This is a genomic window from Kosakonia sp. 1610 (assembly GCF_050435845.1).
Taxonomy (GTDB): Bacteria; Pseudomonadota; Gammaproteobacteria; order Enterobacterales; family Enterobacteriaceae; genus Kosakonia; species Kosakonia cowanii.
On the sequence record NZ_JBNDKZ010000010.1, the window covers coordinates 38,267 to 64,751 of the forward strand.

Below are 26,485 nucleotides of genomic sequence, written 5' to 3' on the forward strand. Positions count from 1 at the left end.
CACGCTCATCTTGCCCGACAACCCGGTTCAGGTGAAAAGTGTCGATACAATTGTTTATGACTGGCAAAGCCACTAAACGGTTAACCTGAGGTCTGATTAAACGAGCCAGCGCCGCACCCGCGGCGCTTTTTTGTCGCTGGCCGCGAGCATGACACAGCACACGTCGTAAAGAATAAGAAAGACCCAGGAGAGCACTATGTTTCGTTCCTTTTTCCCCCGGCCGACGCCCTTTTTTGCCTCGGCGTTTATCTGGACGCTTCTCGCCATTGTTTTCTGGCTGGCAGGCGGCGAGCGCTGGTTGTTACACCTGACCGGCATATCAAGCGAGGTGCCAATCAGCGCCGCGCGCTTCTGGTGCCCCAACTTTCTGCTCTTCTACGCCTACTACGCGCTCTGCGTCGGCCTCTTCGCCGGCTTCTGGTTTATCTATTCGCCCCATCGCTGGCAGCGGTGGTCGGTTCTCGGCACCGCGCTGATTATCTTCGTCACCTGGTTTCAGGTGGAGGTGAGCGTCGCCATCAACGCCTGGTATCAGCCCTTTTATGACCTGATCCAAAAGGCGCTTACCGCACCCAATACCGTGCCGCTGGAGAAGTTTTACAGCGGCAGCGGCGTCTTTTTGGGCATCGCGCTGATTGGTGTGACGGTAGCGGTGCTGAATAACTTCTTCGTCAGCCACTATGTCTTCCGCTGGCGCGCGGCGATGAACGAATACTATATGGCGCACTGGCAGCAGCTGCGCCATATCGAGGGTGCCGCGCAGCGTGTGCAGGAGGACACCATGCGCTTTGCCAGCACGCTGGAGGATATGGGCACCAGCTTTATCAACGCCATTATGACTCTCTTTGCCTTTCTGCCGGTGCTGATTGTTCTCTCGCCCCACGTGCCGGAGCTGCCGCTTATTGGGCATGTTCCTTACGGGCTGGTGTTTGCCGCCATCGGCTGGGCGCTGTTTGGCACGCTGGTGCTCGGCGTGGTGGGCATCAAGCTGCCCGGCCTGCAATTTAAAAATCAGCGCGTCGAAGCGGCGTACCGTAAAGAGCTGGTCTATGGTGAAGATGATGCTGGACGTGCGCGGCCGCATACGGTGGTGGAGTTGTTTAGCGCCGTGCGTCGTAACTACTTTCGGCTCTATTTCCACTACACCTATTTCAACGTCGTGCGCATTCTCTATCTCCAGGTTGACGCGGTGTTTGGCCTGGTTATGCTCTTCCCGACGCTGGCAGCCGGGGCGATTACCTTCGGGTTGATGCAGCAGATCACCAACGTCTTTGAACAGGTGCGCAGCTCGTTCCAGTATTTGATCACCTCGTGGACGACGCTGGTGGAGCTGATGTCCATCTATAAACGTTTGCGCAGTTTTGAGCGTGAGGTCGATAATCAGGAGTTCGTTCCTGTCGCCTCTCACGGCCATTAACAAAGGAAGGTTATGTCTTACGTACCTCGTTTTAGCTGGTTGCTGGCGGCGCTGATTGTCGCCGGGTGTAGTTCGCAGGGCTCGCTCTCTGATAAAGAGGCATCGAAGGAGCCTAAAAAGGCGAAGGCGCTGGATGTCGCAAGCGTGGTGCGTAACACCATTCCCGCCAGCGTTAAAGATCGCGACGGCTGGGCTGAAGATCTGGCGACCACCTTTAAAAGCCAGAAGCTGCCGCCGACGCTGGAGAATATCTGCTCTGTATTAGCGGTGGCGCAGCAGGAGTCCAACTACCAGTCGGATCCGGTGGTGCCGGGGCTGAATAAGATCGCCTGGAAAGAGATCGACAAGCGCGCCGGGCAGCTGCACATCCCAGCGTTGCTGGTGCACACGGCGCTGAAAATCCCGTCGCCCAATGGCAAAAGCTACAGCGAGCGGCTTGATAAGGTGCGCACCGAGCGCGAGCTGAGCGCGATCTTCGATGACATGATCAATATGGTGCCGATGGGGCAGACGCTGTTTGGCTCTTATAACCCGGTGCACACCGGCGGGCCGATGCAGGTGAGCGTCTCCTTTGCCGAGCAGCACACTGACGGCTACCCGTGGGAGATGTCCGGCACCGTGCGCCAGGAGGTCTTCAGCCGCCGCGGCGGGTTGTGGTTCGGCACCTATCATCTGCTTAACTACCCGGCCAGCTACAGCGCGCCGATCTACCGCTTCGCCGATTACAACGCCGGGTTCTACGCCAGCCGTAACGCGGCGTTCCAGAACGCAGTGAGCAAAGTGACGGGCATTAAGCTGGCGCTGGATGGCGATCTGATACTTTATGGCAGCCGCGAAGCGGGCACCACCGAGCGTGCAGTGCAGACGCTGGGCGCGCAGCTTGCGATGAGCGATCGGGATATTCGCCGCCAGCTTGAGCGTGGCGACAGCCAGGAGTTTGAAGAGACGAAGCTCTATCGGGAGATTTATCGCCTGGCGGACAAGCGCAGCGGAAAAACGCTGCCGCGGGAGATGCTGCCGGGGATTCAGTTAGAGAGCCCGAAAATCACGCGTAACTTAACCACGGCGTGGTTTGCGAAACGCGTTGACGATCGTCGGGCCGCTTGCATGGCGCGCAATTAGCGCAGATTGTGGCTACGCCAGCGCAGGACGAGGAAGATCACGCCCAGAAACGCGCTGCCGGCGATAAACGGCACAAGACCGAAAATCGTGCCTACGCCCATACCCATCTCAACGTGGGGACGGGAGACGTCCTGCGTCTGCATCAGGTGTTCAAACACGCCAGGCGCGTGCACCAGCAGGTTAAGCAACTGCGCGCCTGCCCAGAAGCAGAGCAGTACGAAGACGGCGTAAGCAATATTACCCGGTCTGGAGGTGTCTCGTTTTTTCGCGCCCTTATTAAAGGGTTTGGATAGGGTAAAATCAGCCATAAGACCTCCGGTACTCGTTACTTTTAAACGCTCAGGGAAGATAGGCTCAGAGCCGTAACTCCTGGTTAGTTTGGCACCAGTCCCGCTTTGTCAACATCAGAATGGTGATAATTTCGGAGCGGGAAGGATCCCAGGGAAGCGTTTTTTGTGAGTCATCACATTTTTGTAACGTATTAATTATTTCAGTAACATTTCGGAATTACCGCACAGCACACACTCTCAACCCGCGCGCTGTGCGATGATGCGCCCTTTACCTGCTGGAGTTGTCATGAAGCTGCCTGAGAAAATTCGCCGTGACTGGCACTACTACGCGTTCGCGATCGGCCTGATCTTTATTCTCAATGGCGTGGTCGGGCTGCTGGGATTTGAAGCAAAAGGGTGGCAAACCTATGCCGTCGGGCTGGTGACCTGGCTTGTGGGGTTCTGGCTGTCGGGGCTGATTATTCGCCGCCCCGCGCAAAATGAGGCGACGGAAAGTACCGAGTAACGCTTAATCGTTCATGGAGATCTTCAGCGCGATGCTTTGCTGGTGGCGCTCCAGCGCCAGCTCAATCAGGCGGGTGATAAGCGTGCTATAGCTGATGCCGCTCGCCTGCCACAGTTTCGGATACATGCTGATATTGGTGAAGCCGGGCAGGGTGTTGATCTCATTGATCACCACCTGGTTCTCCGGCGTCAGGAACACATCCACCCGCGCCATCCCTTCGCAGCCCAGCGTCTTATACGCCTCAATGGCGATCGCGCGGATCTTCTCGCTGGTCTCGGGATCGATGGCGGCCGGCACCACAACCTGCGCACCCTGATCGTCAATGTATTTGGTGTCGTAAGCGTAGAACTCGCTGTTCAGCACAATTTCACCGCAGGTGCTGGCCTGCGGCTCATCATTGCCCAGCACCGCGCACTCGATCTCGCGCCCGACGATCCCTTTCTCCACCACCACTTTTTTGTCGAAAGCAAAGGCCAGACGCAGCGCGTCAGCATACTGCGCTTCGTTGGTTACTTTGCTGACGCCGACGGATGAACCCTGGTTGGCGGGTTTAACAAACAGCGGCAGGCCGAGCTGCGCGGTCACGTCGCTAAAGCTGAAGCTGTCGCGGTTGGCGCGTGTCAGGGTGATAAACGGCGCGATGGACAGACCGGCATCGCGCAGCAGGCGCTTGGTGACGTCTTTATCCATGCAGGCTGCGGAAGCAAGCACATCGGAGCCGACAAACGGCAGGTTGGCAAGGCGCAGCATCCCTTGCAGGGAGCCATCTTCACCGAGCGTGCCGTGAACGATCGGGAAAATGACATCAACATTCGGCAGCGGCGAGCGGTTATCCGCCGCAATCAGTTGTTGTTCGGCGACGCCCGGCACCAGCGCCACGCTGTTGTCCGACGGATTGAGCGCGATACGCGCCGGATCGCTGGCGTTTTGCAGATAGTTCTGCGCATCGCTAATATGCCACTGCCCTGATTTATCAATACCCAGCAGCACCACTTCAAAGCGCGATGTATCCATCGCATCGACAATGTTCTTCGCCGACTGTAACGACACTTCATGCTCCGCCGATTTGCCGCCGAAGACGACCCCTACCCGCAGTTTTGCCATTTCAACAATCACTCACACTGATGAGAAAACCCATACGATATCACGTCAAAACGCACGATTCGCGGCCTTCTGCCATAATGTCTGGAGAAAAAAAGAGGAGGAGAGGTGAGCGGGAAGAGCCTGATCGTAATCGCTATTCTTATCGGCGGCGTCTATGCGGGCTACCGCGCGCTGCCAGCGTGGTACAACCCTTTTGCCCCGCTTCAGCTGAGCGATCCGCCGGGGCGCATCACCCAGTTCAAACTGCGGCGTTTAACGCCTGAAGATTGCGCCGCGCTGCTGAAGCAGGCGAATCAGCAGCGGCTTATCTCCTCCGTCGCGGTGGCGGACAGCGGCGGCGACTGCCCGTTAACCAACGTAGTGCGGGTAAAAGATTTCGGTGCCGTGAAGCTGAGCAGCAGCTTTCTGGCGAGCTGCCCGCTGGCGCTCAGCTCGGCGCTGTTTGTCGAGCAGCAGGCGCGGCCATTAAGCCAAACGATGATGGGCAGCGCCTTAACGCGCATCGATCACGTCGGCAGCTACGCCTGCCGCAATATCTACAACCGTGCGGATGCGCGGCGCAGTGAACATGCCAGCGCGGAAGCACTCGATATCAGCGCTTTCCGGCTGGCGAATGGCGAGCAGGTTTCTGTCCTGCGCGGCTGGCGGCAGGCGCGTACGCAACCCTGGCTGCGTGCGATGCTGAGCGCCAGCTGCGGTTATTACGGTAACGGCCTCGGGCCGGAGTATAACGCTGCGCACGCGGATCATTTCCATCTCGGCATGCGCGGTTACGGCCTCTGTCGCTAAGCATATCGCGCTTAGCGTTTACGGTTTTTCTCCGCGTGCCTGCGCCATTCGGCGTGGGTTGAGAGATAAAACTCCAAAGTGCGGCTAAGCGCATATCTGGTAACTTATCGCTGGCGCATTCTTGCTACCCTATGCGCCGTTTTTCAAAACCTGAGTGATTACGCGTATTTATGGAATCCTGGAAGGTCAATCTTATCTCGGTCTGGTTCGGCTGCTTTTTTACCGGGCTTGCCATCAGCCAGATTTTGCCGTTTCTGCCGCTCTATGTCGCGCAACTGGGGGTGACCTCGCACGAGGCGCTGTCGATGTGGTCAGGGCTAACCTTCAGCATCACTTTCCTCATCTCGGCGATTGTCTCGCCGATGTGGGGCAGCCTGGCGGACCGCAAAGGGCGCAAGCTGATGCTGCTGCGCGCTTCGCTGGGGATGGCGATCGCCATTCTGCTGCAGGCTTTCGCCACTAACGTCTGGCAGTTGCTTCTGCTGCGCGGCGTAATGGGGCTCACCTCCGGTTATATTCCTAATGCCATGGCGCTGGTCGCCTCGCAGGTGCCGCGCGAGCGCAGCGGCTGGGCGCTCAGCACGCTCTCCACGGCACAGATCAGCGGCGTGATCGGCGGCCCGCTGATGGGCGGTTTTCTCGCTGACCACTTAGGCCTGCGCACGGTGTTTATTATCACTGCGATGCTGCTGATGGTGAGCTTCCTGGTGACGCTGTTCCTGATTAAAGAGGGGGGCAGGCCGAAGGTTAAGAAGGGCGAGCGGCTCAGCGGCAAGGCGGTCTTCTCAACGCTGCCCTATCCGGCGCTGGTGATCAGCCTCTTTGTCACCACCATGGTGATCCAGCTCTGTAACGGCTCGATTGGTCCGATCCTCGCACTGTTTGTCCAGTCACTGTCGCCCGATACTGCCAATATCGCCTTTCTTAGCGGGCTTATCGCCGCGGTTCCCGGCGTTTCTGCGCTGCTGTCGGCACCCAGGCTTGGCAAACTGGGCGATCGCATCGGCACCTCACGCATTCTGTTAGCAACGCTCGCCTGCGCGATTGTGCTCTTCTTCGCCATGTCGTTTGTCACCTCGCCATTGCAGCTTGGCATTCTGCGCTTTCTGCTCGGCTTTGCCGATGGCGCGATGCTGCCCGCCGTGCAGACGCTGCTGCTGAAGTACTCCAGCGAGCAGGTCACCGGGCGCATCTTTGGTTATAACCAATCCTTTATGTACCTTGGTAACGTTGCTGGCCCGCTGATGGGGGCCTCGGTCTCGGCGATGGCTGGCTTTCGCTGGGTCTTCGCCGCCACGGCGGTGGTGGTGCTGATTAACCTGATACAGCTGGCACGCGCATTTCGCCGCGTGCGGCAACCACGCTAAACGCAGGCCGGAAATAGATCTCCGGCCTGCGCATCCTGGTTCTCTATATACTTCGTAACCCGCGACGCCGTTATTTCCCCAATGACCTTACTAACAGTGTGAATTAATGCGCAAAAATAATAGATGCATCTCCTTTGCAACTACTAAATCGAGTGCTAACTTCATGCAACATCTCAAAAGGAAATAGCGCCATGAAAAATCTCATTGCTGAGTTATTGGTCAAGCTTGCGGAAAAGGAGGAGGAGTCGAAGGAGCTGGTCGCCCAGGTTGAAGCGCTGGAAATTGTCGTCACCGCGCTGCTGCGCCAGATGGCGGCCTCGGAGCAACAGTCGCTGATCCTGAGCGTTGAAGGCGCGCTGGCAGAGGCTCTGCCGGGCGATGAGGCCTTATCCAGAGACTCTGAATTGCTGCAACAATACGTAAAAAAGCTTTTAAGGCACCCACGCAGTTGACCCCGCGTTAGCATGTAACATCTGTCATCTCACTGTCATCTGGGCTGCCTATAGTCGCTCTGTTTTATTTTCTTTAAGTATTTGTACATGGAGAATATTAAGTGAAACAGAGCGCGTTATATCTTGCACTATTATCCCTGCTTTCCTCGCCTGCTATTTATGCAGAATCATCTGTAGCGCCGGTTCTTGAAAGCCGCGCAGCTCACGGCGATATTTCCGCGCCTGGCGGCGCACGCCGTTTGACGGGCGACCAGACTGCTGCCCTGCGTGATTCCCTGAATGATAAGCCAGCCAAAAATATTATTCTGCTGATTGGCGACGGCATGGGCGATTCCGAAATTACCGCCGCGCGAAATTATGCCGAAGGGGCGGGCGGTTTTTTTAAGGGTATCGATGCGCTGCCGCTGACCGGGCAATACACCCACTACTCGCTGGACAAAAAAAGCGGTAAGCCCGATTACGTCACCGACTCCGCCGCCTCGGCGACGGCGTGGAGCACCGGCGTAAAAACCTATAACGGTGCGCTCGGCGTCGATATCCACGACAAAGATCATATGACCATCCTTGAGATGGCAAAAGCCGCCGGTCTGGCGACGGGCGACGTCTCCACCGCGGAATTGCAGGACGCGACGCCTGCTGCGCTGATCTCCCATGTTATCTCTCGCCGCTGTTACGGCCCGACCGTGACCAGCGAGAAGTGTGCGCTTAACGCGCTGGAGAAGGGCGGCAAAGGCTCGATTACCGAACAGTTGCTGAACGCGCGCCCGGACGTGACGCTAGGCGGCGGGGCAAAAACCTTCAGTGAAACCGCCACCGCCGGTGAGTGGCAGGGCAAAACTCTGCGCGAGCAGGCGCAGGCGCGCGGTTACCAGCTGGTGAACGATGCCGCCTCGCTTGCGGCAATCAGTACAGCCAATCAGGATAAACCGCTGCTCGGTCTCTTTGCGGACGGTAATATGCCGGTGCGCTGGGAAGGGCCAAAAGCCTCTCTGCATGGCAACCTGGATAAGCCTGCCGTGACATGTACGCCGAACCCGAAACGCACCGACAGCGTGCCGACGCTGGCGGCGATGACGGAAAAAGCGATTGAACTGCTGAGCAAAAATGAGAAGGGCTTCTTCCTGCAGGTGGAAGGAGCATCGATTGATAAGCAGGATCACGCGGCCAACCCGTGCGGCCAGATTGGCGAAACCGTCGATCTCGACGAAGCGGTACAGAAAGCGCTGGAGTTTGCGCGTAAAGATGGCAATACACTGGTGATCGTGACCGCAGACCACGCCCATGCCAGCCAGATCATCCCGGCAGATACCAAAGCACCGGGACTGAGCCAGGCGCTGACCACCAAAGATGGCGCAGTAATGGCGATGACCTACGGCAACTCGGAAGAGGAGTCGATGGAGCATACCGGCACGCAGGTGCGGATTGCGGCGTACGGCCCGCATGCGGCGAACGTGGTGGGGCTGACGGATCAGACCGATCTCTTCTACACCATGAAAGCGGCGCTGAGCCTCAAGTAAGGGCTGCCCGGCGGTAAATGTTTGCTGCCGGGTGGTTTTTTCGCCAATTAGGACCATCCTTAAAGGGTTCATTGACAGAAGGATGGCGCTATGAAAATCACACTCCTCGTTACTCTTATCTTCGGTGTGCTGTTTATGACGGCGTTAAGCGCCGCCGAGAAAACACTGACCCCGCAACAACAACGTATGACGCTCTGCAACCAGCAGGCTAAGGCGCAGAACCTTGGCGGCGATGCACGCAAGAGCTACATGAGCGACTGCCTGAAGAACACCAAAACCGAGCCGGGGCAAAAGAGCCTGACACCGCAGCAACAGCGGATGCGCGAATGCAACGCCCAGGCGACGCAGCAATCCCTGAAAGGCGATGACCGCAGTAAATTTATGAGCGCCTGCCTGAAAAAAGCGGCGTAATCCTTCCCGCGCGGGCGTACATCGCGCCCGCATACTCACCGCGTTTCTGCCGCTGTGTTGCTCCCCGCTTAATCTCTGCCAGGCTTAATTTGTGAGCTGTGTTGTCTTTTTTTCCTTTGCGAGTGTACGTCGCCAGACGTTACGCCCGTTTTGCCACACCAATACGGGAGCAAGAGTAATGAATTATCAATATGTTACCGACCTGAACGATCTGCCGGAAAACCAGCCGGTGAAATTCGATGTCGATGGCACCTCGCTTATCCTCATCCGCACTTTAACCCAGGTGCGCGCGTTCCAGAGCCGCTGCCCCCATGCCGGTGCGCCGCTTGAGCAGGGCGCGGTGTGCGACGGGCGGCTGGTCTGCCCGTGGCATAAAGCTAACTTTGATATCACCAACGGCGAGTGGTGCGAGCCGCTGGCGCTGCAAAATCTGAAGCAGTATCCGGTGCATATTGAGCAGAACCGCGTACTGGTTAACCCGCGCCCGCTCTCGCCGACTACCCACAACACTATTCGTGGCGATGGCCCGCAAACGGTGGTGATCCTCGGGACCGGCGCGGCCGGTAGCTCGGCGGCGGTGACGCTGCGCGACGCCGGGTTTAACGGCCACTTGATGCTGATTGATAAAGAGAGCGAAGCGCCCTATGACCGCACGGCGCTGAGCAAATTTGTGCCGTCAGGCAAGATGAAGATCAGCGAAGTGCCGCAACTGCTGGATAAGGCGTTTTATGCCCAGCCGGGGGTGGAAAACATTGATCAAGAGGTGACAAAGCTTGATGCCGAAGCGCGTCAGCTAACGCTCGCCGACGGGCGCGAAATTACCTTCGACAAACTGCTGCTGGCGACCGGTGGACGCCCGGTCTGGCCGGAGATTAGCGGCAACCAGCTGGCGGGCGTGCATGTGCTGCGTGATATCCACCAGGCGCAGACGCTACTGAGTGAAGTGGAAGATGAGCAGCAACTGGTGATTGTTGGTAACAGCTTTATCGCCATGGAGCTGGCGGCGGCGCTGCGTAACCAGGATGTCGATGTCACCGTCCTGTCGCGCCACGCGCTGCCGTTTGTACCGCAGTTCGGCGAAGAGATTGGCCGCCACTTTATGCAGTTGCATAAGCAGAATGGCGTCAAGTTTGTGACCGGCGAGCCAGCGGAGTTGCAGGGCGATAAGCACGTGCAGCGCGTGGCGCTGAAAGATGGCCGCACTATCCCGGCGCATGTGGTGGTGTTTGCCACCGGCGTGGAGCCGTCGACCGATCTGGTGGGCGATCTGCCCCACGAGGAGGATGGCAGCCTGACGGTGGATGAGTATCTGCGCGCCGCGCCCGATATCTGGGCGGTGGGCGATATCGCCACCTATCCGGCACCGGAAGGGCCTCGACGCATTGAGCACTGGCGCGTTGCGCAGCAGCAGGGGCGCATTGCGGCGCTCAATATGCTCGGGGAATCACAGCCTTTCGATCGGGTGCCCTTTTTCTGGACTACCCACTTCGGCACGCGCTTTGAATACCTCGGCTATGCCCGCGAATGGGACAGCATGAAGATGCTGGGCTCGTTTGAGAATAAACGTTTTGCCGTGCTCTACGGCCAGGAGGGGATGCTGAAAGCGGTGCTGAGCTGCGGCGAGAACACCGCCACGGCGGAGCTGGTGCTGAAAATGCAGGAGCCGCTGACCATGCGTGCGGCCAGCGAACTCCTCTCGTAACGTTTGCGCCACGGTTTAATCGCCGTGGCGCTGCCTTTTACGCGCTCAGTTTTTCCGACTTCGCCATACAGGCGGCCATCGCGTCCATCACCGCGGCGCGAAAGCCCTTATCTTCCAGCACTTTCACCGCTTCGATGGTGGTGCCGCCCGGCGAGCAGACCATATCTTTCAGCTCGGCAGGGTGTTTACCCGTTTCCAGCACCATCTTCGCCGAGCCCATCACCGCCTGTGCGGCAAATTTATAGGCCTGCGCGCGCGGCATACCGCCCAGCACGGCAGCATCGGCCATCGCTTCGATAAACATAAACACATACGCCGGAGCCGAGCCGCTGACGCCGACGACCGGGTGGATCATCCCTTCGGCAATCACTTCCGCTTCGCCAAAGCAGCGGAAAATAGTCAGCACATCGGCGGTATCTTCGGAGGTAACCAGTGCGTTCGGCGTGATGGAGGTCATCCCGGCGTTAACCAGCGCGGGGGTGTTCGGCATCACGCGGATAATTTTGCGGTCGTGGCCCAGCGCGCGCGCCAGTTGATCGAGCGTCACGCCCGCCGCGATGGAGACCACCAGCGTCTCTTTGTTCAGGCTGGAGGCGATATCGCTAAGCACTTTCACCATGATGTTCGGCTTCACGGCGCCAAAGACAATATCGGCGATCTGCGCTACTTCCTGCGCGCTCTGCGCGGCGTTAATGCCATACTCCTGTTGCAGGGCGGCGACCTTATCGGGCGTTGGCGTGTAAACCCAAATCTGCCCCGGTTTCACCTCGCCGCTGGCGATCAGCCCGCCGAGAATCGCCTTACCCATGTTACCGCAGCCGATAAAACCGATTTTCTTTTCCATCACGTCCCTCTCTGCTTGTTATTGCATGTGATTCATAGCTTAACGCGCTTTTCCGGCAAGGGCGAAAGGATCTCTGCTTTCCCCCGCGGGCAATTAAAGGGACAATGCGCCGAAACAAAAAGGAGTCACCATGGCGATATGGGTTGATGCGGACGCCTGTCCGAATGTGATTAAAGAGATTTTATTTCGCGCCGCGGAGCGGACGCAGACGCCGTTAACGCTGGTCGCTAACCAGAATCTGCGCGTGCCGCCCTCTAAGGTGATCCGCGCGCTCAGGGTGCCGGCAGGCTTTGACGTTGCCGATAACGAAATTGTGCGCCTCTGCGCGCCGGATGATCTGGTGATCACCGCCGATATCCCGCTGGCGGCGGAAGTCATCGCAAAAGGGGCGGCAGCGCTCAACCCGCGCGGCGAGCGCTACACGGAAGCAACCATCCGCGAGCGGCTGACCATGCGCGACTTTATGGATACGTTGCGCGCCAGCGGCATCCAGACCGGCGGCCCGGACTCCCTCTCGCAGCGCGATCGCCAGCAGTTCGCCGCGCAGCTCGATAAGTGGCTGCTTGAGCGCCAGCGCCGCCAGACACCGTAACCGGGCTTGTCAGTTTTTATCACTTCCAGTAAGGTTGCCGCTACAGGTGATGCCACAGAAACTTTACAGGCACAACGGCTGCGCCAGAACGTTCTGTTACGCAAAATTGAGAGTGTGTAACGTTAATCTTACGCAGCGCGAGCCATTGGTTTAGTGCTATCATCGCCATCTTATTGTTGTCCCCCAACCGGGGGCCTGGAGGAACAACCTGCTCATGACGCTACCCATCTTTCTCATCGGCGCACGCGGCTGCGGTAAAACCACTGTTGGCCGGGCGCTGGCGCTGTCACAGGGCTTCCAGTTTATCGATACCGATAGCTGGTTGCAGGAAGAGGCGCAACAGACCGTTGCGCAAATCGTAGAGCAGGAGGGGTGGGCCGGTTTTCGCGCCCGCGAAACGGCAGCACTTGAAGCCGTGACCGAACCCGCTCTGGTCGTCGCCACCGGCGGCGGCATTATTCTCAGCGACTATAACCGCCGTTTTATGCGCGAGCACGGGCGCGTGGTTTACCTTTGTGCGCCGGTCGATGTGCTGGCAGGGCGGCTGGAAGCCTTTCCGCAAGAGGGGCTGCGTCCGACCCTGACCGGAAAGCCGATCAGCGAAGAGGTGAGCGAAGTGCTCGCCACCCGCGATGCGCTCTATCGCGATGCGGCGCACTTTGTGGTCGATGCCGCGCAGCCGCCGCTGGCGGTGGTGGCAGAAATTGAGGCGGCTTTACGCCTGGCGCGCGCCAGTTAGCGAAACGTTTGACTATACTTATCTCTCTAACCGCAAAAGGAGAATAAGCTATGCCGACTAAACCGCCCTACCCGCGTGAAGCCCGTGTTGTAGCTGTTGAGAAGGGACCCAGCGACGCAACTGTCACCTGGTATGAACTGCGCGCGGATCATCCGAAACCGGACTCATTGATCAGCGAACACCCTTCGGAGCAGGAAGCGCTGGATGCGAAAAAGCGTTACGAGGATCCCGATAAAAGCTAATCCGGCGATCCCGCCAGCATGATTTCCTGAACCTTTCAGAAAGTCGCTTGCATCACATTTTTTGACTGGCTTAATGCCAGTCACTGTTTATATTCATTGTTACTGGAATTTATTAGAACACAGGAGTGGCACATTCTCTTTACACGACGGCGGTGCTCCATCCTCCGTCGGTTGTTGTGCAGAGAATCATAACTAAAAGCAGTTTTGAAAGGCGGAAAGCGAAGATGAGTGCGACGTTGGCGATCCTCACCATAGGTGTGGTGCCGGTAAAAGAGATCCTGCCGCTTCTGGCAGAGCATGTTTCAGAAGATCAAATCACCCATGTCAGCCTGCTGGGGAAGATGGATCCGGCACAAGTACGTATCGATTATTGCGTTGATCCCGGCGAGACCGCCATCCCGACGCGTCTGAGCGATGACAGCCTCGGCATGGTTTCGCGCCAGAAGGTGGAGCGCGATCTGCAAAGCGTGATCGAAGTGCTCGATAACCAGGGGACCTATGACGTTATCCTGCTGATGAGCACTGCCGATATCCGCGGCTTAAACGCGCGAAACGCCATCCTGATTGAACCGCAGCGCATTATTCCCCCGCTGGTTGCCTCGATTGTTGATGGTCACCAGGTCGGCGTGATTGTGCCGGTGCCTGAACTGATGGCACCGCAGAAGAAGAAGTGGCAGGTGCTGGAAAAAGAGCCGCTGTATGAGCTCTGCCATCCCTACCAGGCGAGCGAGACGGAGCTGATTGACGCCGGAAGAGCGCTGCTGGAACGCGGTGCTGATGTGCTGATGCTCGACTGTCTTGGTTTCCATCAGCTGCATCGCGATCTGCTGCAAAAAGCGCTGGATGTCCCGGTTTTACTCTCCAATGTGCTGGTGGCACGTCTGGCCTCAGAACTGCTGGTATAGCCGCAGAACGGCGCAATTTCGCGTGACATCACTTAAGCCCGGCCTCTATAGTGGTTTTCCAGTCATTTCTCTATAAGGGCCTGTTTATGCTTCAAAGTAATGAATACTTTTCCGGTAAAGTGAAGTCCATTGGGTTTACCAGCAGCAGCACTGGCCGCGCCAGCGTTGGCGTGATGATGGAAGGGGAGTACACCTTCTCCACCGCGCAGCCGGAAGAGATGACGGTGGTCAGCGGCGCGCTGAACGTGCTGTTGCCAGGCGAAACCGAATGGAAAAGGCACGCTGCCGGCGAAGTGTTCAATGTCCCGGGCCACAGCGAATTCCATCTGCAGGTCGCCGAGCCGAGTGCCTATCTCTGCCGCTATCTGTAACGCTTGCGCCATCCGGCGACAAAAAAGCCCGGTAGCGCTGCGCTGACCGGGCCTGTGAAAGTGAGTTGCTAAAAGCGTTAGCGCTGGGCTTCGCCGCCCAGACCTTCCACCAGATTTTGAATCAGTGCTGCCAGCTCGCCGGTCATCAGAATAAAATCGGCATCGAAACGCTGGGCATAATCTTCCCGATCGATATCTTCATTCTGATCGCGCAGTTCATCGCTGAACTTCAGGCGTTTTACCGAGCCATCATCACAGATCATAAACTGGATGCGCTGCTGCCAGTCGAGGGCCAGCTTGGTCACCACTTTGCCCGCTTCAATGTGCACGGCGATTTCGTCACTCACCAGATCCTGCTTTTTCGCGCGGATCACGCCGCCATCTTCCAGCATCGCTTTCAGCTCGGCTTCGTCCAGCAACTGGAAACCCTGCGCCACGGTGCCGGAGCGGACCCATTCGGTGAGCGTCAGCTCAATTGGGTTTTCCATCGTCAGCGGGACAACCGGGAGAGAGCCGAGGCTTTTACGCAGCAGCGCCAGCGTATCTTCCGCTTTTTTTGCGCTGGCGCAGTCGACCATAATCAGGCCGTTGACGGTGTCGATCCACATCATCGTCTGGCTGTAGCGGCTGAAGGCGCGCGGCAGCAGCGAGTGCAGCACTTCATCTTTCAGCGCATCTTTTTCGGTTTTTTTCAGTTTGCGCGCCTGCTCGGCTTCGAGGCGGGCAATTTTCGCTTCCAGCGCCTGTTTCACTACCGGCGTCGGCAGAATTTTTTCTTCTTTGCGCGCGCAGATAATAATCTGGCCGTTGTTGGTGTGGGTCAGCGCTTCGCTGTGTGAGCCCATCGGTGGAACCCAACCGGTTTTCGCCATATCCTGACTACCGCATGGCGTAAACGAGAGCGGGGCGAGCTGTTTTTCCATCTCTTCCGCACGGAGCGCCACATCGCGGCTGAGACGGTATACCATTAAATTTTTGAACCACAGCATGATTTTTTCCACGGCCTTGTCGTTAAATGCAGCGGGCATAATAGCGAATTGTCGCCACGCTTGCATTGCTAATGCGTGGTCCACTACGAGGAGTTTGATGTGCGTATCGGTATCGATTTGGGTGGTACAAAGACAGAGATTATTGCGCTGGACGAGCGCGGCGAGACGCTGTTCCGCCATCGGCAGCCGACGCCGCGCGACTATCAGCAGACCATTGAGCTTATCGCTTCGCTGGTCGATTTAGCGGAAAAAGAGACCGGCCAGCGCGGCACGGTCGGCATGGGCATTCCGGGCTCTATCTCGCCCTATACCGGGGTGGTGAAGAACGCCAACTCCACGTGGCTCAACGGTAAACCCTTTGATAAAGATTTAAGCCAGCGCCTTAATCGAGAAGTGCGCCTTGCGAACGATGCTAACTGCCTGGCGGTGTCGGAAGCGGTCGACGGCGCGGCAGCGGGCGCGCAGGCGGTGTTTGCGGTGATTATTGGCACAGGCTGCGGCTCCGGCATTGCGCTCAACGGCCATTCCCATATCGGCGCTAACGGTACGGCGGGCGAGTGGGGGCACAATCCGCTGCCGTGGATGGATGAGGATGAACTGCGTTATCGCAATGAAGTGCCCTGCTATTGCGGCAAACAGGGGTGCATTGAGACTTTTATCTCCGGCACCGGCTTTGGCACCGATTACCAGCGCCTGAGCGGCCAGGCGTTGAAGGGCAACGAGATTATTCGCCTGGTAAACGAGCAGGACGCGGTTGCCGAGCTGGCGCTGAGCCGTTATGAGATGCGGCTGGCGAAATCACTGGCACATGTGGTCAATATCCTCGATCCCGATGTGATCGTGCTGGGCGGCGGGATGAGTAATGTCGATCGTCTGTACCAGACGGTACCGGGTTTGATGCAGAAGTGGGTTTTCGGCGGTGAGTGTGAAACGCCAATTCGCAAAGCGTTGCACGGGGATTCCAGCGGCGTACGCGGCGCGGCGTGGCTCTGGCCGCAGGGGGAATAATGCGCCCGTCGATCCGCTGAAACGGAGTAGGCCGGATAAGCGTTTACGCGCCATCCGGCATTATCGCCACGGCATCGATTGCCGGATGGCGGCTACGCCTTATCCGGCCTACTGCACCGCATACTTCCCATCCAGCTTGCTGTAGCCAAGCCCGTTTATCTTCTTCACCTTAATCTGCACCGGAATACGCTCCTTCATCGCCTCAACGTGGCTTATCACGCCGATAGTTTTCCCGGTGGCGTTTAACGCATCGAGCGCATCCAGCGCCGTATCCAGCGTTTCACTATCCAGCGTGCCGAAGCCCTCGTCGAGGAACAGCGAATCAATACGCGTTTTATGGCTCACCAGATCGGAGAGCGCCAGCGCCAGCGCAAGGCTCACGAGGAAGCTTTCGCCGCCGGAGAGCGTACGGGTATCGCGCACCGCATCCGCCTGCCAGGTATCGACCACCTCCAGCTCCAGCGCGTCGCTCACTTTGCGTTTGAGCAGATAGCGCCCGTGCAGGCGGGTCAGCTGGTTGTTCGCCAGCCAGACCAGGTTATCCAGCGTCAGCCCCTGGGCGAATTTACGGAACTTATCCCCCTCTTTGGAGCCAATCAGCGCATTGAGATGGCCCCAGTCATCGCAGCGGGCGCTGGCATGCTCAATCTGCTGTAGCACTGTCTGCTGGCGTTTGCGGTTATCCGTATCCTGTTTCAGCTGCTGGCGCACCTCGCCCTGGCCGGTGGTGTTCTCGCGCAGCTGTCGCGCAAGCTGCTCTAGCGCCGGTGCGGTGCTCTCCACGCTGGCATCCGCCGCAAGCCCGACGGGGCGCTGCTGCTGATGGTCAGTGAGCGCCTGCTCTGCGCTTGCCGCCAGTGCCTGTTTCTGCTGGCAATCACCCTCCAGCGTCTGGCGCAGCTGCGCAAGGCGTTGATGCTCGCCATCATCAAGCAGAGCGCGGAGGAAGGCGTCGCAATCGTCAAAAATGCTCGCCGCCAGCGCATCGTTAAATGCCTGCTCAGATTGACGCTCGCTCTCTGCCACCTGCGCCAATTGCTGATGCAGGGTTTGCCACTGGCTTTGCAGCGCCAGGCAGGCATCGTGCACGTTGCGCCACCCCTCCAGCGACACGCGTGCCTCGCCAACGGCGATATCGTCTTCGGGCAGGGTTTCAAGGATTGGTGCAAGCTGCGCCAGCTGTTCCTGCAACGCGGTAAGCTGCTGCTGATGCGCCTGCCACTGCTGCGCTTCATCGGCGCGTGCGGCCAGCCACGACGCTTCATCGTCTTCGGCGGGCAGCGCCAGATCGAGTTCTGCAAGGGTGGCGGCCAGGCTTTCGCGGCGGCGCTCAACCGCCTGCTGATACTGCTCGCTCTGCTGGCGCAGCTCATTGATCTGCTGTTGCAGGGTGAGGCGCTGATTGAGCAGATAAAGCTGATGCTCATAGGCATCCTGCGCGCTTTGCCAGCTGTTGAGATCGCGCTGCGGCTCAAGGGTGACGTTCAGCGCGGCGCAGGCCTTTGCCCACGCCTCAAGCCAGCTGCGCTCCTCTTCCTCAAGCAGTTTCGCTTCGCGCTCATCTTTCTCGTAACGCTCGGCAAGGCCTTTTAACCGCTCACCGAGCGCCACGCCCGCTTCCTTCATCGTGCGGACTTCCAGATCGAGTGCATTAAAGCGCGTCTGATTGACGCCCGGCTCGATAGCCTGATAGTGGGCGACCGCCGGGTGTTCCGTTGCGCCACACAGCGGGCAGGGATGGCCGGGCTGGAGGCGCGCGCGCTCGCTTTCGAGATCCTTAATCCGGCTCTCCAGCTCGCAAATGGTGCGCACCTCGTTCAGTAACTGATTCTTCTCTTTATACTGCTCGCGTTTGTGCGCCAGCTCGGCGGTCAGTTTCTCCTGCTCCGCTTTCAGATCCAGCAGGCTCTGCTGGCGCTGGCTCAACTGCTTGCGCAGCGGCGCATAGCGGGCGTGCAGGGCGGTAAGCTGCTGGCGCAGCGGGCGGTTTTGCGCGCAGAGCGCCATCGCCGCCGCCGTCTCCTCAAGGCTCATCTCAAGGGTGGAGAGTGGCAGCGTGCGCAAGCGCTCCTGCTGGCTCTGCACCCGCTGCTGCGCCGCGAGCCACTGCTTTTTCTCCTCCGCCAGCTGGCTGAAGAGCGCCCGCCAGCCGGTTAATTCACTCTGCCAGCGCTGGAAACGGGCATGTTCGTTTAACCACGCCTCCAGGGTTTGCCGCGACGCAAGCAGCGAGGCTTGCTGCTGCGCGGCGCTGGCGCGTATCTGCGCGCGCTGTAACAGGCTGGCCTGTAAGCGAGTATTCACTTCCTCGCTCTGCGTGCGGGTACGCGTCAGGGCTTTACGCTGCACTTCAAGCCGCTCCCACAGCGGGCGAAGCTGCTGCGCCGGTTGCGCCAGTTCAAGAGCGGCAAGCTGCGGCCTGGCGTCATTACGCGCCTGCAGCGCCTGCGCCAGCGTCGCTTTTGCCCGCCCGCGCGCCGCTTGTAGCTCCGCTTCGCGGCTGAGCCACTGTGCCTGCGCCTGCGTGCTGCGCTGGGCGCTCAGCAGCGTCTGCTCTTCGTCAGTCAGTACTTGCAAACGTTGCTCAAGCTGCGCTCGCTGCTCGCTGTCCAGCAGCACGACGCCCTCGGCCTGCGCGCGCAGCTGTTCCAGTTCGCCTTTGGCGCTCTTATGCTTCTCAAACACCATCGCCGAAATCTGCCCGTAGATCTCGGTGCCGGTCAGCTCCTCCAGCAGTTCGGCGCGCTCGCGCGGTTTGGCGTTGAGGAATGCGGCGAACTGCCCCTGCGAGAGCAGCATTGAGCGGGTGAAACGACCATAATCCAGCCCGGTGAGGGAGGCGGTGAGATCGAGCTTATCTTTGACCTTATCGGCGAGGATCTTCCCCGTTTCGCAGAGCGCCAGCTCGACGCGTGGGGCCTGTAAATTGCCATCCGCCAGCCCGCGGGCGCGCGTCTGGCTCCAGAAGGCGCGATAGGCAACCCCTTTGACTTCAAACTCCACCTCCGCCAGACATTCGGCGGTATCGCGGGTCATCAGGTCGTTTTGCGACTGTGACAGGGTGCTAAGGCGCGGCGTTTCGTGATAGAGAGCGAGGCAGATGGCATCCAGCAGGGTGGTTTTCCCGGCCCCGGTGGCCCCGGTAATGGCGAACAGCCCGTTGCTGGCGAAGGGCTCTTCGGTAAAGTCGATTTTCCATTCGCCCTTCAGCGAGTTGATATTTTTCAGCCGTAAACTGAGGATCTTCATGCGTCGTTCTCCTCATCCAGTGCCTGGCGGGTCTCGCTGAACAGCGTATGTAAGCGCGCACTCTGCATCTCGTCGAGCTCCTCCTGTGCCAGCCTGCGGTCAAAAACCTCTTCCACTTTTAACTCGCTCAAAGTTTCACGCAGCTCACCGGCGAGCAGACGGTCGCGCAGCTCGCGGCTGCGGCGCACCAGCAGCACTTCGACGGGCAGATCTTCCGTCACCTGCTGGATTTTGCGCTGCATATCGACCAGATAGTCGCTGCTGACAATCTCAATATCGAGCCACACCGGCGGTGTAGCGGGGGCATCGCGCCACTGCTCAAGCTGACGGCAGATATCGGCAAACTCGCCCTTAATCACTGCCAGTGGCTGAGTGGCGGGCACGTCAATAGTGGTGACTTCTGCCAGCTTGCCATCGGCGAAGGTCACCAGATTGACCCCTTTGCTTTTTCCCGTCTCATCAAAGCTCAGTGGGATCGGTGAGCCGCAGTAGCGAATATGCTCCGTGCCGCCGATTTTCTGCGCGCGATGGATATGGCCGAGCGCGATGTAATCCGCCGGGGGAAAGTTTTGTGCAGGGAAAGCATCCAGCGTGCCGATATAGATATCACGCACTGCGTCACTTTTACTCGCGCCAACGGTAGTCAAATGTCCGCTGGCGATAATCGGTAACGGCTTATCGCCGCGCAGGTCGCAGGCGGCCTGATACTGCTGCTGATAGTAGTCGGTGATGGCGGCCAGCAGGTGCTGCTGCTTTTGCTGCCCGGACATCCCCGCCTGGCTGACGGTAATGTCGCGCGGGCGCAAAAAGGGCACCGGGCAGAAGACCGCACCGGGTTCGCCGTCGCGGCGATAGAGCAGAAACGGCGCAACGCCCGCGCTGGCAACCACGGTGGTGTTGAGATAAGCGAGGATCTCTTTTGATTCATTAAGGGTCGCCACAGAGTCGTGGTTGCCTGCCAGCACGATTAACTGGCAGCCGGTGCGCTGCAAATTGACCACAAAGCGGTTATAGAGCTCGCGGGCGTAACTTGGCGGCGATCCGGTATCGAAAATGTCGCCCGCCACCACGATGGCGTCGACCTGCTGCTGCCCGGCCGTGGTTAACAGCCAGTCCAGAAAAGCGCTGTGCTCGGCGGCGCGGCTTTTGCTGTAGAAGTTTTGGCCGAGATGCCAGTCCGATGTGTGAAGAATGCGCATAGTGATCCCGTGGCAAAAAAGCATAACGGCGATTATAAACATTAAGCGGGTCAGGGACATCGCCTGGCGCAAATTAGCGTTGTCACAATCGCGCGGGCTGGGTCATATAGCGGTCATGTTATTCATAAATCTGTCATAAAACTGACGCATAATGGCGACGCTATTTATACTGCAGACTAATTAATACAGGGCGAATGATGGCGAGACGAATTCTGGTCGTGGAAGACGAAGCACCGATCCGTGAAATGGTGTGCTTTGTGCTCGAACAAAATGGTTTTCAACCGGTTGAAGCGGAAGATTTCGACAGCGCAGTAAACCAGCTTAATGAACCCTGGCCGGATCTGGTGCTGCTGGACTGGATGTTACCCGGCGGGTCCGGCATTCAATTTATCAAGCACCTGAAGCGCGAAGCGATGACCCGTGATATTCCGGTGATGATGCTCACCGCGCGCGGTGAAGAGGAAGATCGCGTTCGCGGTCTTGAGACGGGCGCCGATGACTACATCACCAAGCCCTTCTCACCGAAAGAGCTGGTGGCGCGCATTAAAGCCGTGATGCGCCGCATTTCACCAATGGCCGTGGAAGAGGTGATTGAGATGCAGGGCTTAAGCCTTGATCCCTCCTCCCATCGCGTGATGACCGGCGAAAATCCCCTCGATATGGGCCCTACCGAATTTAAACTCTTACACTTCTTTATGACCCACCCGGAGCGCGTTTACAGCCGCGAACAGTTGCTGAACCACGTCTGGGGCACCAATGTCTATGTTGAAGACAGAACCGTAGACGTGCATATTCGTCGTCTGCGTAAAGCGCTGGAAGGGAGTGGACACGACCGGATGGTGCAGACGGTACGCGGCACGGGATATCGTTTTTCGACCCGTTTCTGAAATTTGACAGGAGTGTGACGCGTGCTGGAAAGGCTGTCATGGAAAAGGCTGGTGCTGGAGCTCCTCCTTTGTTGTATCCCCGCCTTTATTCTGGGCGCGATGTTCGGCTATCTGCCGTGGTTTTTGCTGGCGGCAGTGACCGGGCTTCTGATCTGGCACTTCTGGAATCTGCTGCGTCTCTCCTGGTGGCTATGGGTCGATAAAAGCATGACGCCGCCGCCCGGCACCGGCAGCTGGGAGCCGCTGCTCTACGGCCTGCATCAGATGCAGATGCGCAATAAAAAGCGCCGCCGCGAGCTGGGCAACCTGATTAAACGCTTTCGCAGCGGCGCCGAGTCGCTGCCGGATGCGGTGGTATTGACCACGGAAGAGGGGATGATCTTCTGGTGTAACGGCCTTGCGCAACAGCTGCTGGGGCTGCGCTGGCCCGATGATAACGGGCAGAACATCCTCAACCTGCTGCGCTACCCCGAATTTACCCAATACCTGAAAAGCCAGTCCTTCAGCAAACCGCTCAATCTGGTGCTTAACAACGGTCGCCACTTAGAGATCCGCGTGATGCCCTACAGCGAGCAACAACTGCTGATGGTGGCGCGCGATGTCACGCAGATGCACCAGCTGGAAGGGGCCAGACGCAACTTCTTCGCTAACGTCAGCCATGAGTTGCGCACGCCGCTAACGGTGTTGCAGGGCTACCTTGAGATGATGCAGGAGCAGACGCTGGAAGGCGCGCCGCGTGAAAAAGCGTTACACACCATGCGCGAGCAAACCTCGCGGATGGAGGGGCTGGTGCGCCAGCTTCTGACCTTGTCAAAAATCGAAGCTGCGCCGACCCATGGCGCAAATGAAGTGATTGATGTGCCGATGATGCTGCGCGTGGTGGAGCGGGAAGCGCAAACCCTCAGCCAGCAGAAACAGAGCTTCAGCTTTGAAATCGACAGCCAGTTGAAAGTTCTGGGCAGTGAAGAGCAACTGCGCAGTGCCATCTCCAATCTGGTCTATAACGCCGTGAATCACACCCCCCCCGGGACGCACATTATCGTGCGCTGGCAGCCGGTGGCGCACGGCGCGGAGTTCAGCGTTGAGGATAATGGGCCGGGGATCGCCGCCGAGCATATTCCGCGCCTCACCGAGCGTTTCTACCGCGTGGATAAAGCGCGCTCGCGCCAGACGGGCGGCAGCGGGCTTGGGCTGGCGATAGTCAAACATGCGGTTAATCACCACGACAGCCGCCTTGATATCAGCAGCACGCCGGGCAAAGGGACGCGTTTTAGCTTTGTCCTGCCGGAACGCCTGATTGCCAAAAACGCCCACCCATAACCACCTTGTCAGCTTATCTTTCCGGCGGCTCGTTACGGCGAGCCGCTCTGCCTCGCCTCATCCCGCGCCTGCAACGTAGTTTGTACGGTTGTTGCTTTTTTGTTCGCACGATCAGCCACGTGTTTTTCTGATAAATAGAGTTTTTCACTGGCTGGTTTCTACTGTTTAGTATAACTATCTGGTTTTGCGATCCCGACTTGCCTTTAAACGTTATAAGCGTTTAAATTGCGCCCCATGCATTGTCAGACCGACTGTGTTTGCGTGGTAAACCGAAAAACTATTCTTCGCCACGCAGTGCATTAAGCATTTCCCGCTGATTTAACGCGTTAATGATGCGTTATTGTCCGGTGCGGAGAGGCTAATTATTCAACATATTTACGACACCACATCCACAGGCAGTAAACATTATGACCCATCACTTAAAACCGCGTGACATCATCGCGCTGGGCTTTATGACCTTCGCGCTGTTTGTTGGCGCAGGTAACATCATTTTTCCTCCAATGGTCGGCTTACAGGCGGGTGAATTCGTCTGGACGGCGGCGCTGGGCTTCCTGATTACTGCAGTGGGCCTGCCGGTGCTAACGGTGGTTGCGCTGGCGAAAGTGGGCGGCGGCATTGATAGCCTCAGCACCCCGATCGGCAAAGTCGCTGGCGTGCTGCTGGCAACGGTCTGCTATCTGGCCGTGGGGCCGCTGTTCGCCACGCCGCGTACCGCAACCGTTTCGTTTGAAGTGGGCATCGCGCCGCTGACCGGCGACGGCTCTATGGCGCTGCTGATCTACAGCCTGGTCTACTTTGCGCTGGTGATCCTGGTCTCTCTCTATCCGGGCAAACTGCTTGATACCGTTGGCAACTTCCTCGCACCGCTGAAAATTATCGCCCTGACGATTCTGGCAATCGCCGCGCTGGTGTGGCCGGCCGGCCCGATCAGCCACGCGCTGGAAGCCTACCAGACCGCGCCGTTCTCTAACGGTTTCGTCAATGGCTACCTGACGATGGATACCCTCGGCGCGATGGTCTTCGGGATTGTTATCGTCAATGCCGCCCGTTCGCGCGGCGTGACCGAAGCGCGTCTGTTGACCCGCTACACCGTCTGGGCGGGCCTGATGGCCGGTGTTGGTCTGACGCTGCTCTACCTGGCACTCTTCCGCCTCGGTTCGGACAGCGCGACGCTGGTCGATCAGTCTGTTAACGGCGCGGCAATTCTGCATGCCTACGTCCAGCACACCTTTGGTGGTGCGGGCAGCTTCCTGCTGGCAGCGCTGATTTTCATCGCCTGCCTGGTGACGGCGGTTGGCCTGACCTGCGCCTGCGCAGAGTTCTTCGCCCAGTACCTGCCGCTCTCTTACCGTACGCTGGTATTTATCCTCGGCATCTTCTCAATGGCGGTCTCAAACCTCGGTCTGAGCCACCTGATCCAGATTTCGATTCCGGTGCTGACCATGATCTATCCGCCGTGTATCGTGCTGGTGGTCTTGAGCTTTACCCGCTCTTTCTGGCATTGTTCCACCCGCGTAATTGCGCCGACCATGTTTATCAGCCTGCTTTTTGGTATCCTTGACGGCGTGAAAGCCTCCGCGTTTGCTGAGCACCTTCCGCTCTGGACACAGCGCTTACCGCTGGCGGAACAGGGCCTGGCCTGGCTGTTGCCGAGCCTGGTGATGGTGGTTCTGGCCGCTATCTGGGATCGCGCGGCGGGACGTCAGGTGACTTCCAGCGCGCATTAACAGCAGCAAGCACGGTTTGTTGAACCACGGGGTAGCGCACTCCGTGGTTTTTTATTTTTTGTGATGAATAACGGCAGTGGAAACGATGGAAAGTACGAATAAGCTGAAGCGTGGGCTAAGCACCCGCCACATTCGCTTTATGGCGCTGGGTTCAGCGATCGGCACCGGGCTGTTTTACGGCTCCGCGGACGCCATCAAAATGGCCGGGCCCAGCGTGTTGCTGGCCTACATTATCGGCGGGGTCGCGGCGTATATCATTATGCGTGCGCTGGGCGAGATGTCCGTGCACAACCCCTCCGCCAGCTCCTTCTCACGCTATGCGCAGGAAAACCTCGGCCCGCTGGCCGGTTATATCACTGGCTGGACCTACTGCTTTGAAATTCTGATTGTCGCCATCGCCGACGTTACCGCCTTCGGTATCTATATGGGCGTCTGGTTCCCGACGGTGCCGCACTGGATCTGGGTGCTGAGCGTGGTGCTGCTGATCTGCGCCATCAACCTGATGAGCGTAAAAGTCTTCGGCGAGCTGGAGTTCTGGTTCTCATTCTTTAAAGTCGCCACCATTATCATCATGATCGCCGCCGGTTTCGGCATCATCATCTGGGGTATCGGCAACGGCGGGCAACCGACCGGCATCAGTAATCTCTGGAGCCACGGCGGCTTCTTCAGCAACGGCTGGCTGGGCACGGTGATGGCGCTGCAAATGGTGATGTTCGCCTACGGCGGCATTGAAATCATCGGTATTACCGCCGGTGAAGCGGAAGAGCCGGAGAAGTCGATTCCGCGCGCCATCAACTCGGTGCCGATGCGTATTCTGGTGTTTTATGTCGGTACGCTGTTCGTGATTATGTCGATCTACCCGTGGAACCAGGTGGGCACCAACGGTAGCCCGTTTGTACTGACCTTCCAGCATATGGGCATCACCTTTGCCGCCAGCATCCTGAACTTTGTCGTGCTGACCGCTTCGCTGTCGGCGATCAACAGCGATGTGTTTGGCGTCGGGCGTATGCTGCACGGCATGGCGGAGCAGGGTAGTGCGCCGAAGATGTTCGCCAAAACCTCCCGCCGCGGCATTCCGTGGGTAACGGTGCTGGTGATGACGCTGGCGCTGCTGATGGCGGTCTATCTCAACTACATCATGCCGGAGAATGTCTTCCTGGTGATTGCCTCGCTGGCGACCTTCGCGACGGTATGGGTGTGGATTATGATCCTGCTGTCGCAGATTGGTTTCCGCCGTCGCCTCTCGGCGGATGAAGTGAAAGCGCTGAAGTTTAAAGTGCCGGGCGGCGTGGCGACCACCGTTGCCGGGCTGATCTTCCTGGTGTTTATCATCGCGCTGATTGGCTGGCACCCGGAAACCCGCATTTCGCTCTATGTCGGCTTTGCATGGATTGTGCTGCTGCTGATTGGCTGGGCGTTTAAGCGCCGGGCGTAACTTCTCTGGCGTTGTTTCGCCATCCGGCGGTGTGCCTGATGGCGCTACGCTTATCAGGCCTACGATCTCTGCGCATTTAAACGCCGACGTAAATTCTCCGGCGTTGTGTCGCCCTTGTAGGCCGGGTAAGGCGTAGCCGCCACCCGGCGTTATGCCTGATGGCGCTACGCTTATCAGGCCTACGATCTCTGCGCATTTAAACGCCGACGTAAATTCTCCGGCGTTGTTTCGCCCTTGTAGGCCGGGTAAGGCGTAGCCGCCACCCGGCGTTATGCCTGATGGCGCTACGCTTATCAGGCCTA

25 protein-coding genes are annotated in these 26,485 nt (G+C 58.3%); 19 read left to right on the top strand and 6 right to left on the bottom strand.

The window, feature by feature from the left end; genetic code table 11:
- Window positions 1–196 precede the first annotated feature (196 nt).
- Window positions 197–1,417 (top strand): peptide antibiotic transporter SbmA, encoded by a 1,221-nt coding sequence (gene sbmA, locus ABIC80_RS20535; protein ID WP_429178436.1) that lies wholly within the window; start codon window positions 197–199, stop codon window positions 1,415–1,417.
- Window positions 1,418–1,429: 12 nt separating this feature from the next.
- The gene (locus ABIC80_RS20540) at window positions 1,430–2,539 is read left to right on the top strand and encodes a DUF1615 domain-containing protein (RefSeq protein WP_200135746.1); all 1,110 of its coding nucleotides are present in this window, start codon (window positions 1,430–1,432) and stop codon (window positions 2,537–2,539) included.
- Here the strand turns inward: ABIC80_RS20540 and ABIC80_RS20545 are convergent.
- On the bottom strand, window positions 2,536–2,847 hold the full coding sequence (locus ABIC80_RS20545; protein ID WP_034812308.1) for a DUF2755 family protein: 312 nt from the start codon (window positions 2,845–2,847) through the stop codon (window positions 2,536–2,538). The two genes, ABIC80_RS20540 and ABIC80_RS20545, sit on opposite strands and share 4 nt — an antisense overlap.
- A 268-nt stretch (window positions 2,848–3,115) precedes the next feature.
- Here ABIC80_RS20545 and ABIC80_RS20550 point away from each other — a divergent pair, with 268 nt between their 5' ends.
- Window positions 3,116–3,334, top strand: a complete 219-nt coding sequence (locus ABIC80_RS20550; RefSeq protein WP_042712209.1) for a DUF2754 family protein — start codon at window positions 3,116–3,118, stop codon at window positions 3,332–3,334.
- 3 nt (window positions 3,335–3,337) lie between these two features.
- On the opposite strand, the gene ddlA is transcribed toward ABIC80_RS20550, so the two are convergent.
- The gene (ddlA, locus tag ABIC80_RS20555) at window positions 3,338–4,438 is read right to left on the bottom strand and encodes a D-alanine--D-alanine ligase (protein ID WP_429178437.1); all 1,101 of its coding nucleotides are present in this window, start codon (window positions 4,436–4,438) and stop codon (window positions 3,338–3,340) included.
- Window positions 4,439–4,543: 105 nt separating this feature from the next.
- Here ddlA and ABIC80_RS20560 point away from each other — a divergent pair, with 105 nt between their 5' ends.
- The 6 genes from ABIC80_RS20560 (at window position 4,544) to ABIC80_RS20585 (ending at window position 10,676) form a co-directional block, all read left to right on the top strand.
- Entirely contained in the window at window positions 4,544–5,227 is a 684-nt protein-coding gene (locus ABIC80_RS20560) for an extensin family protein (RefSeq protein WP_312278219.1), read from the top strand.
- Between the two features lie 170 nt (window positions 5,228–5,397).
- Window positions 5,398–6,594: a multidrug efflux MFS transporter gene (locus tag ABIC80_RS20565; RefSeq protein WP_076769454.1), complete on the top strand. Its 1,197-nt coding sequence runs from the start codon at window positions 5,398–5,400 to the stop codon at window positions 6,592–6,594.
- Window positions 6,595–6,785: 191 nt separating this feature from the next.
- The gene (gene iraP, locus ABIC80_RS20570) at window positions 6,786–7,046 is read left to right on the top strand and encodes an anti-adapter protein IraP (RefSeq protein ID WP_042712200.1); all 261 of its coding nucleotides are present in this window, start codon (window positions 6,786–6,788) and stop codon (window positions 7,044–7,046) included.
- 101 nt (window positions 7,047–7,147) lie between these two features.
- Window positions 7,148–8,563: an alkaline phosphatase gene (gene phoA / locus ABIC80_RS20575; RefSeq protein WP_200135742.1), complete on the top strand. Its 1,416-nt coding sequence runs from the start codon at window positions 7,148–7,150 to the stop codon at window positions 8,561–8,563.
- Between the two features lie 90 nt (window positions 8,564–8,653).
- On the top strand, window positions 8,654–8,974 hold the full coding sequence (psiF, locus tag ABIC80_RS20580; RefSeq protein ID WP_023478946.1) for a phosphate starvation-inducible protein PsiF: 321 nt from the start codon (window positions 8,654–8,656) through the stop codon (window positions 8,972–8,974).
- A gap of 178 nt (window positions 8,975–9,152) precedes the next feature.
- Window positions 9,153–10,676, top strand: a complete 1,524-nt coding sequence (locus ABIC80_RS20585) for an FAD-dependent oxidoreductase (RefSeq protein WP_429178438.1) — start codon at window positions 9,153–9,155, stop codon at window positions 10,674–10,676.
- Window positions 10,677–10,713: 37 nt separating this feature from the next.
- Here the strand turns inward: ABIC80_RS20585 and proC are convergent, their stop codons facing one another.
- Complete coding sequence (proC, locus tag ABIC80_RS20590; RefSeq protein ID WP_042712193.1) at window positions 10,714–11,520, bottom strand: pyrroline-5-carboxylate reductase; 807 nt, start codon at window positions 11,518–11,520, stop codon at window positions 10,714–10,716.
- 130 nt (window positions 11,521–11,650) lie between these two features.
- Here proC and ABIC80_RS20595 point away from each other — a divergent pair, with 130 nt between their 5' ends.
- From ABIC80_RS20595 to ppnP, 5 genes are all read left to right on the top strand, one after another.
- Complete coding sequence (locus tag ABIC80_RS20595; RefSeq protein WP_023478951.1) at window positions 11,651–12,112, top strand: YaiI/YqxD family protein; 462 nt, start codon at window positions 11,651–11,653, stop codon at window positions 12,110–12,112.
- Window positions 12,113–12,326: 214 nt separating this feature from the next.
- Entirely contained in the window at window positions 12,327–12,851 is a 525-nt protein-coding gene (aroL, locus tag ABIC80_RS20600; RefSeq protein WP_270222384.1) for a shikimate kinase AroL, read from the top strand.
- 50 nt (window positions 12,852–12,901) lie between these two features.
- On the top strand, window positions 12,902–13,093 hold the full coding sequence (gene yaiA / locus ABIC80_RS20605; RefSeq protein WP_034812321.1) for a protein YaiA: 192 nt from the start codon (window positions 12,902–12,904) through the stop codon (window positions 13,091–13,093).
- 224 nt (window positions 13,094–13,317) lie between these two features.
- Window positions 13,318–13,998, top strand: coding sequence for an AroM family protein (locus ABIC80_RS20610; protein ID WP_034812323.1), 681 nt, complete (start codon window positions 13,318–13,320; stop codon window positions 13,996–13,998).
- 86 nt (window positions 13,999–14,084) lie between these two features.
- The gene (ppnP, locus tag ABIC80_RS20615) at window positions 14,085–14,369 is read left to right on the top strand and encodes a pyrimidine/purine nucleoside phosphorylase (RefSeq protein ID WP_023478933.1); all 285 of its coding nucleotides are present in this window, start codon (window positions 14,085–14,087) and stop codon (window positions 14,367–14,369) included.
- 77 nt (window positions 14,370–14,446) lie between these two features.
- On the opposite strand, the gene rdgC is transcribed toward ppnP, so the two are convergent.
- Window positions 14,447–15,358: a recombination-associated protein RdgC gene (gene rdgC / locus ABIC80_RS20620; RefSeq protein ID WP_023478948.1), complete on the bottom strand. Its 912-nt coding sequence runs from the start codon at window positions 15,356–15,358 to the stop codon at window positions 14,447–14,449.
- 99 nt (window positions 15,359–15,457) lie between these two features.
- On the opposite strand from rdgC, the gene mak reads away from it, so the two are divergent.
- Complete coding sequence (gene mak / locus ABIC80_RS20625) at window positions 15,458–16,366, top strand: fructokinase (protein WP_429178464.1); 909 nt, start codon at window positions 15,458–15,460, stop codon at window positions 16,364–16,366.
- 108 nt (window positions 16,367–16,474) lie between these two features.
- Here mak and sbcC read toward each other — a convergent pair whose 3' ends face one another.
- Both sbcC and sbcD read right to left on the bottom strand, forming a co-directional pair.
- The gene (sbcC, locus tag ABIC80_RS20630) at window positions 16,475–19,615 is read right to left on the bottom strand and encodes an exonuclease subunit SbcC (RefSeq protein ID WP_429178439.1); all 3,141 of its coding nucleotides are present in this window, start codon (window positions 19,613–19,615) and stop codon (window positions 16,475–16,477) included.
- On the bottom strand, window positions 19,612–20,814 hold the full coding sequence (gene sbcD / locus ABIC80_RS20635) for an exonuclease subunit SbcD (protein WP_200135530.1): 1,203 nt from the start codon (window positions 20,812–20,814) through the stop codon (window positions 19,612–19,614). The genes sbcC and sbcD overlap by 4 nt, the downstream gene beginning before the upstream one ends.
- Window positions 20,815–21,011: 197 nt before the next feature.
- Here sbcD and phoB point away from each other — a divergent pair, with 197 nt between their 5' ends.
- The 4 genes from phoB to proY all read left to right on the top strand — a co-directional run bounded on the left by phoB (window position 21,012) and on the right by proY (window position 26,183).
- The gene (gene phoB / locus ABIC80_RS20640) at window positions 21,012–21,701 is read left to right on the top strand and encodes a phosphate response regulator transcription factor PhoB (RefSeq protein WP_023481914.1); all 690 of its coding nucleotides are present in this window, start codon (window positions 21,012–21,014) and stop codon (window positions 21,699–21,701) included.
- Window positions 21,702–21,722: 21 nt separating this feature from the next.
- Complete coding sequence (phoR, locus tag ABIC80_RS20645; RefSeq protein WP_042712186.1) at window positions 21,723–23,021, top strand: phosphate regulon sensor histidine kinase PhoR; 1,299 nt, start codon at window positions 21,723–21,725, stop codon at window positions 23,019–23,021.
- Between the two features lie 407 nt (window positions 23,022–23,428).
- A complete protein-coding gene (brnQ, locus tag ABIC80_RS20650; protein WP_042712184.1) occupies window positions 23,429–24,748 on the top strand; it encodes a branched-chain amino acid transporter carrier protein BrnQ in 1,320 nt (439 codons plus the stop codon).
- A gap of 85 nt (window positions 24,749–24,833) precedes the next feature.
- Window positions 24,834–26,183 carry a proline-specific permease ProY gene (proY, locus tag ABIC80_RS20655; RefSeq protein ID WP_124969491.1) on the top strand — a complete coding sequence of 450 codons (1,350 nt, stop codon included), beginning with the start codon at window positions 24,834–24,836 and terminating at the stop codon, window positions 26,181–26,183.
- Window positions 26,184–26,485: the final 302 nt, after the last annotated feature.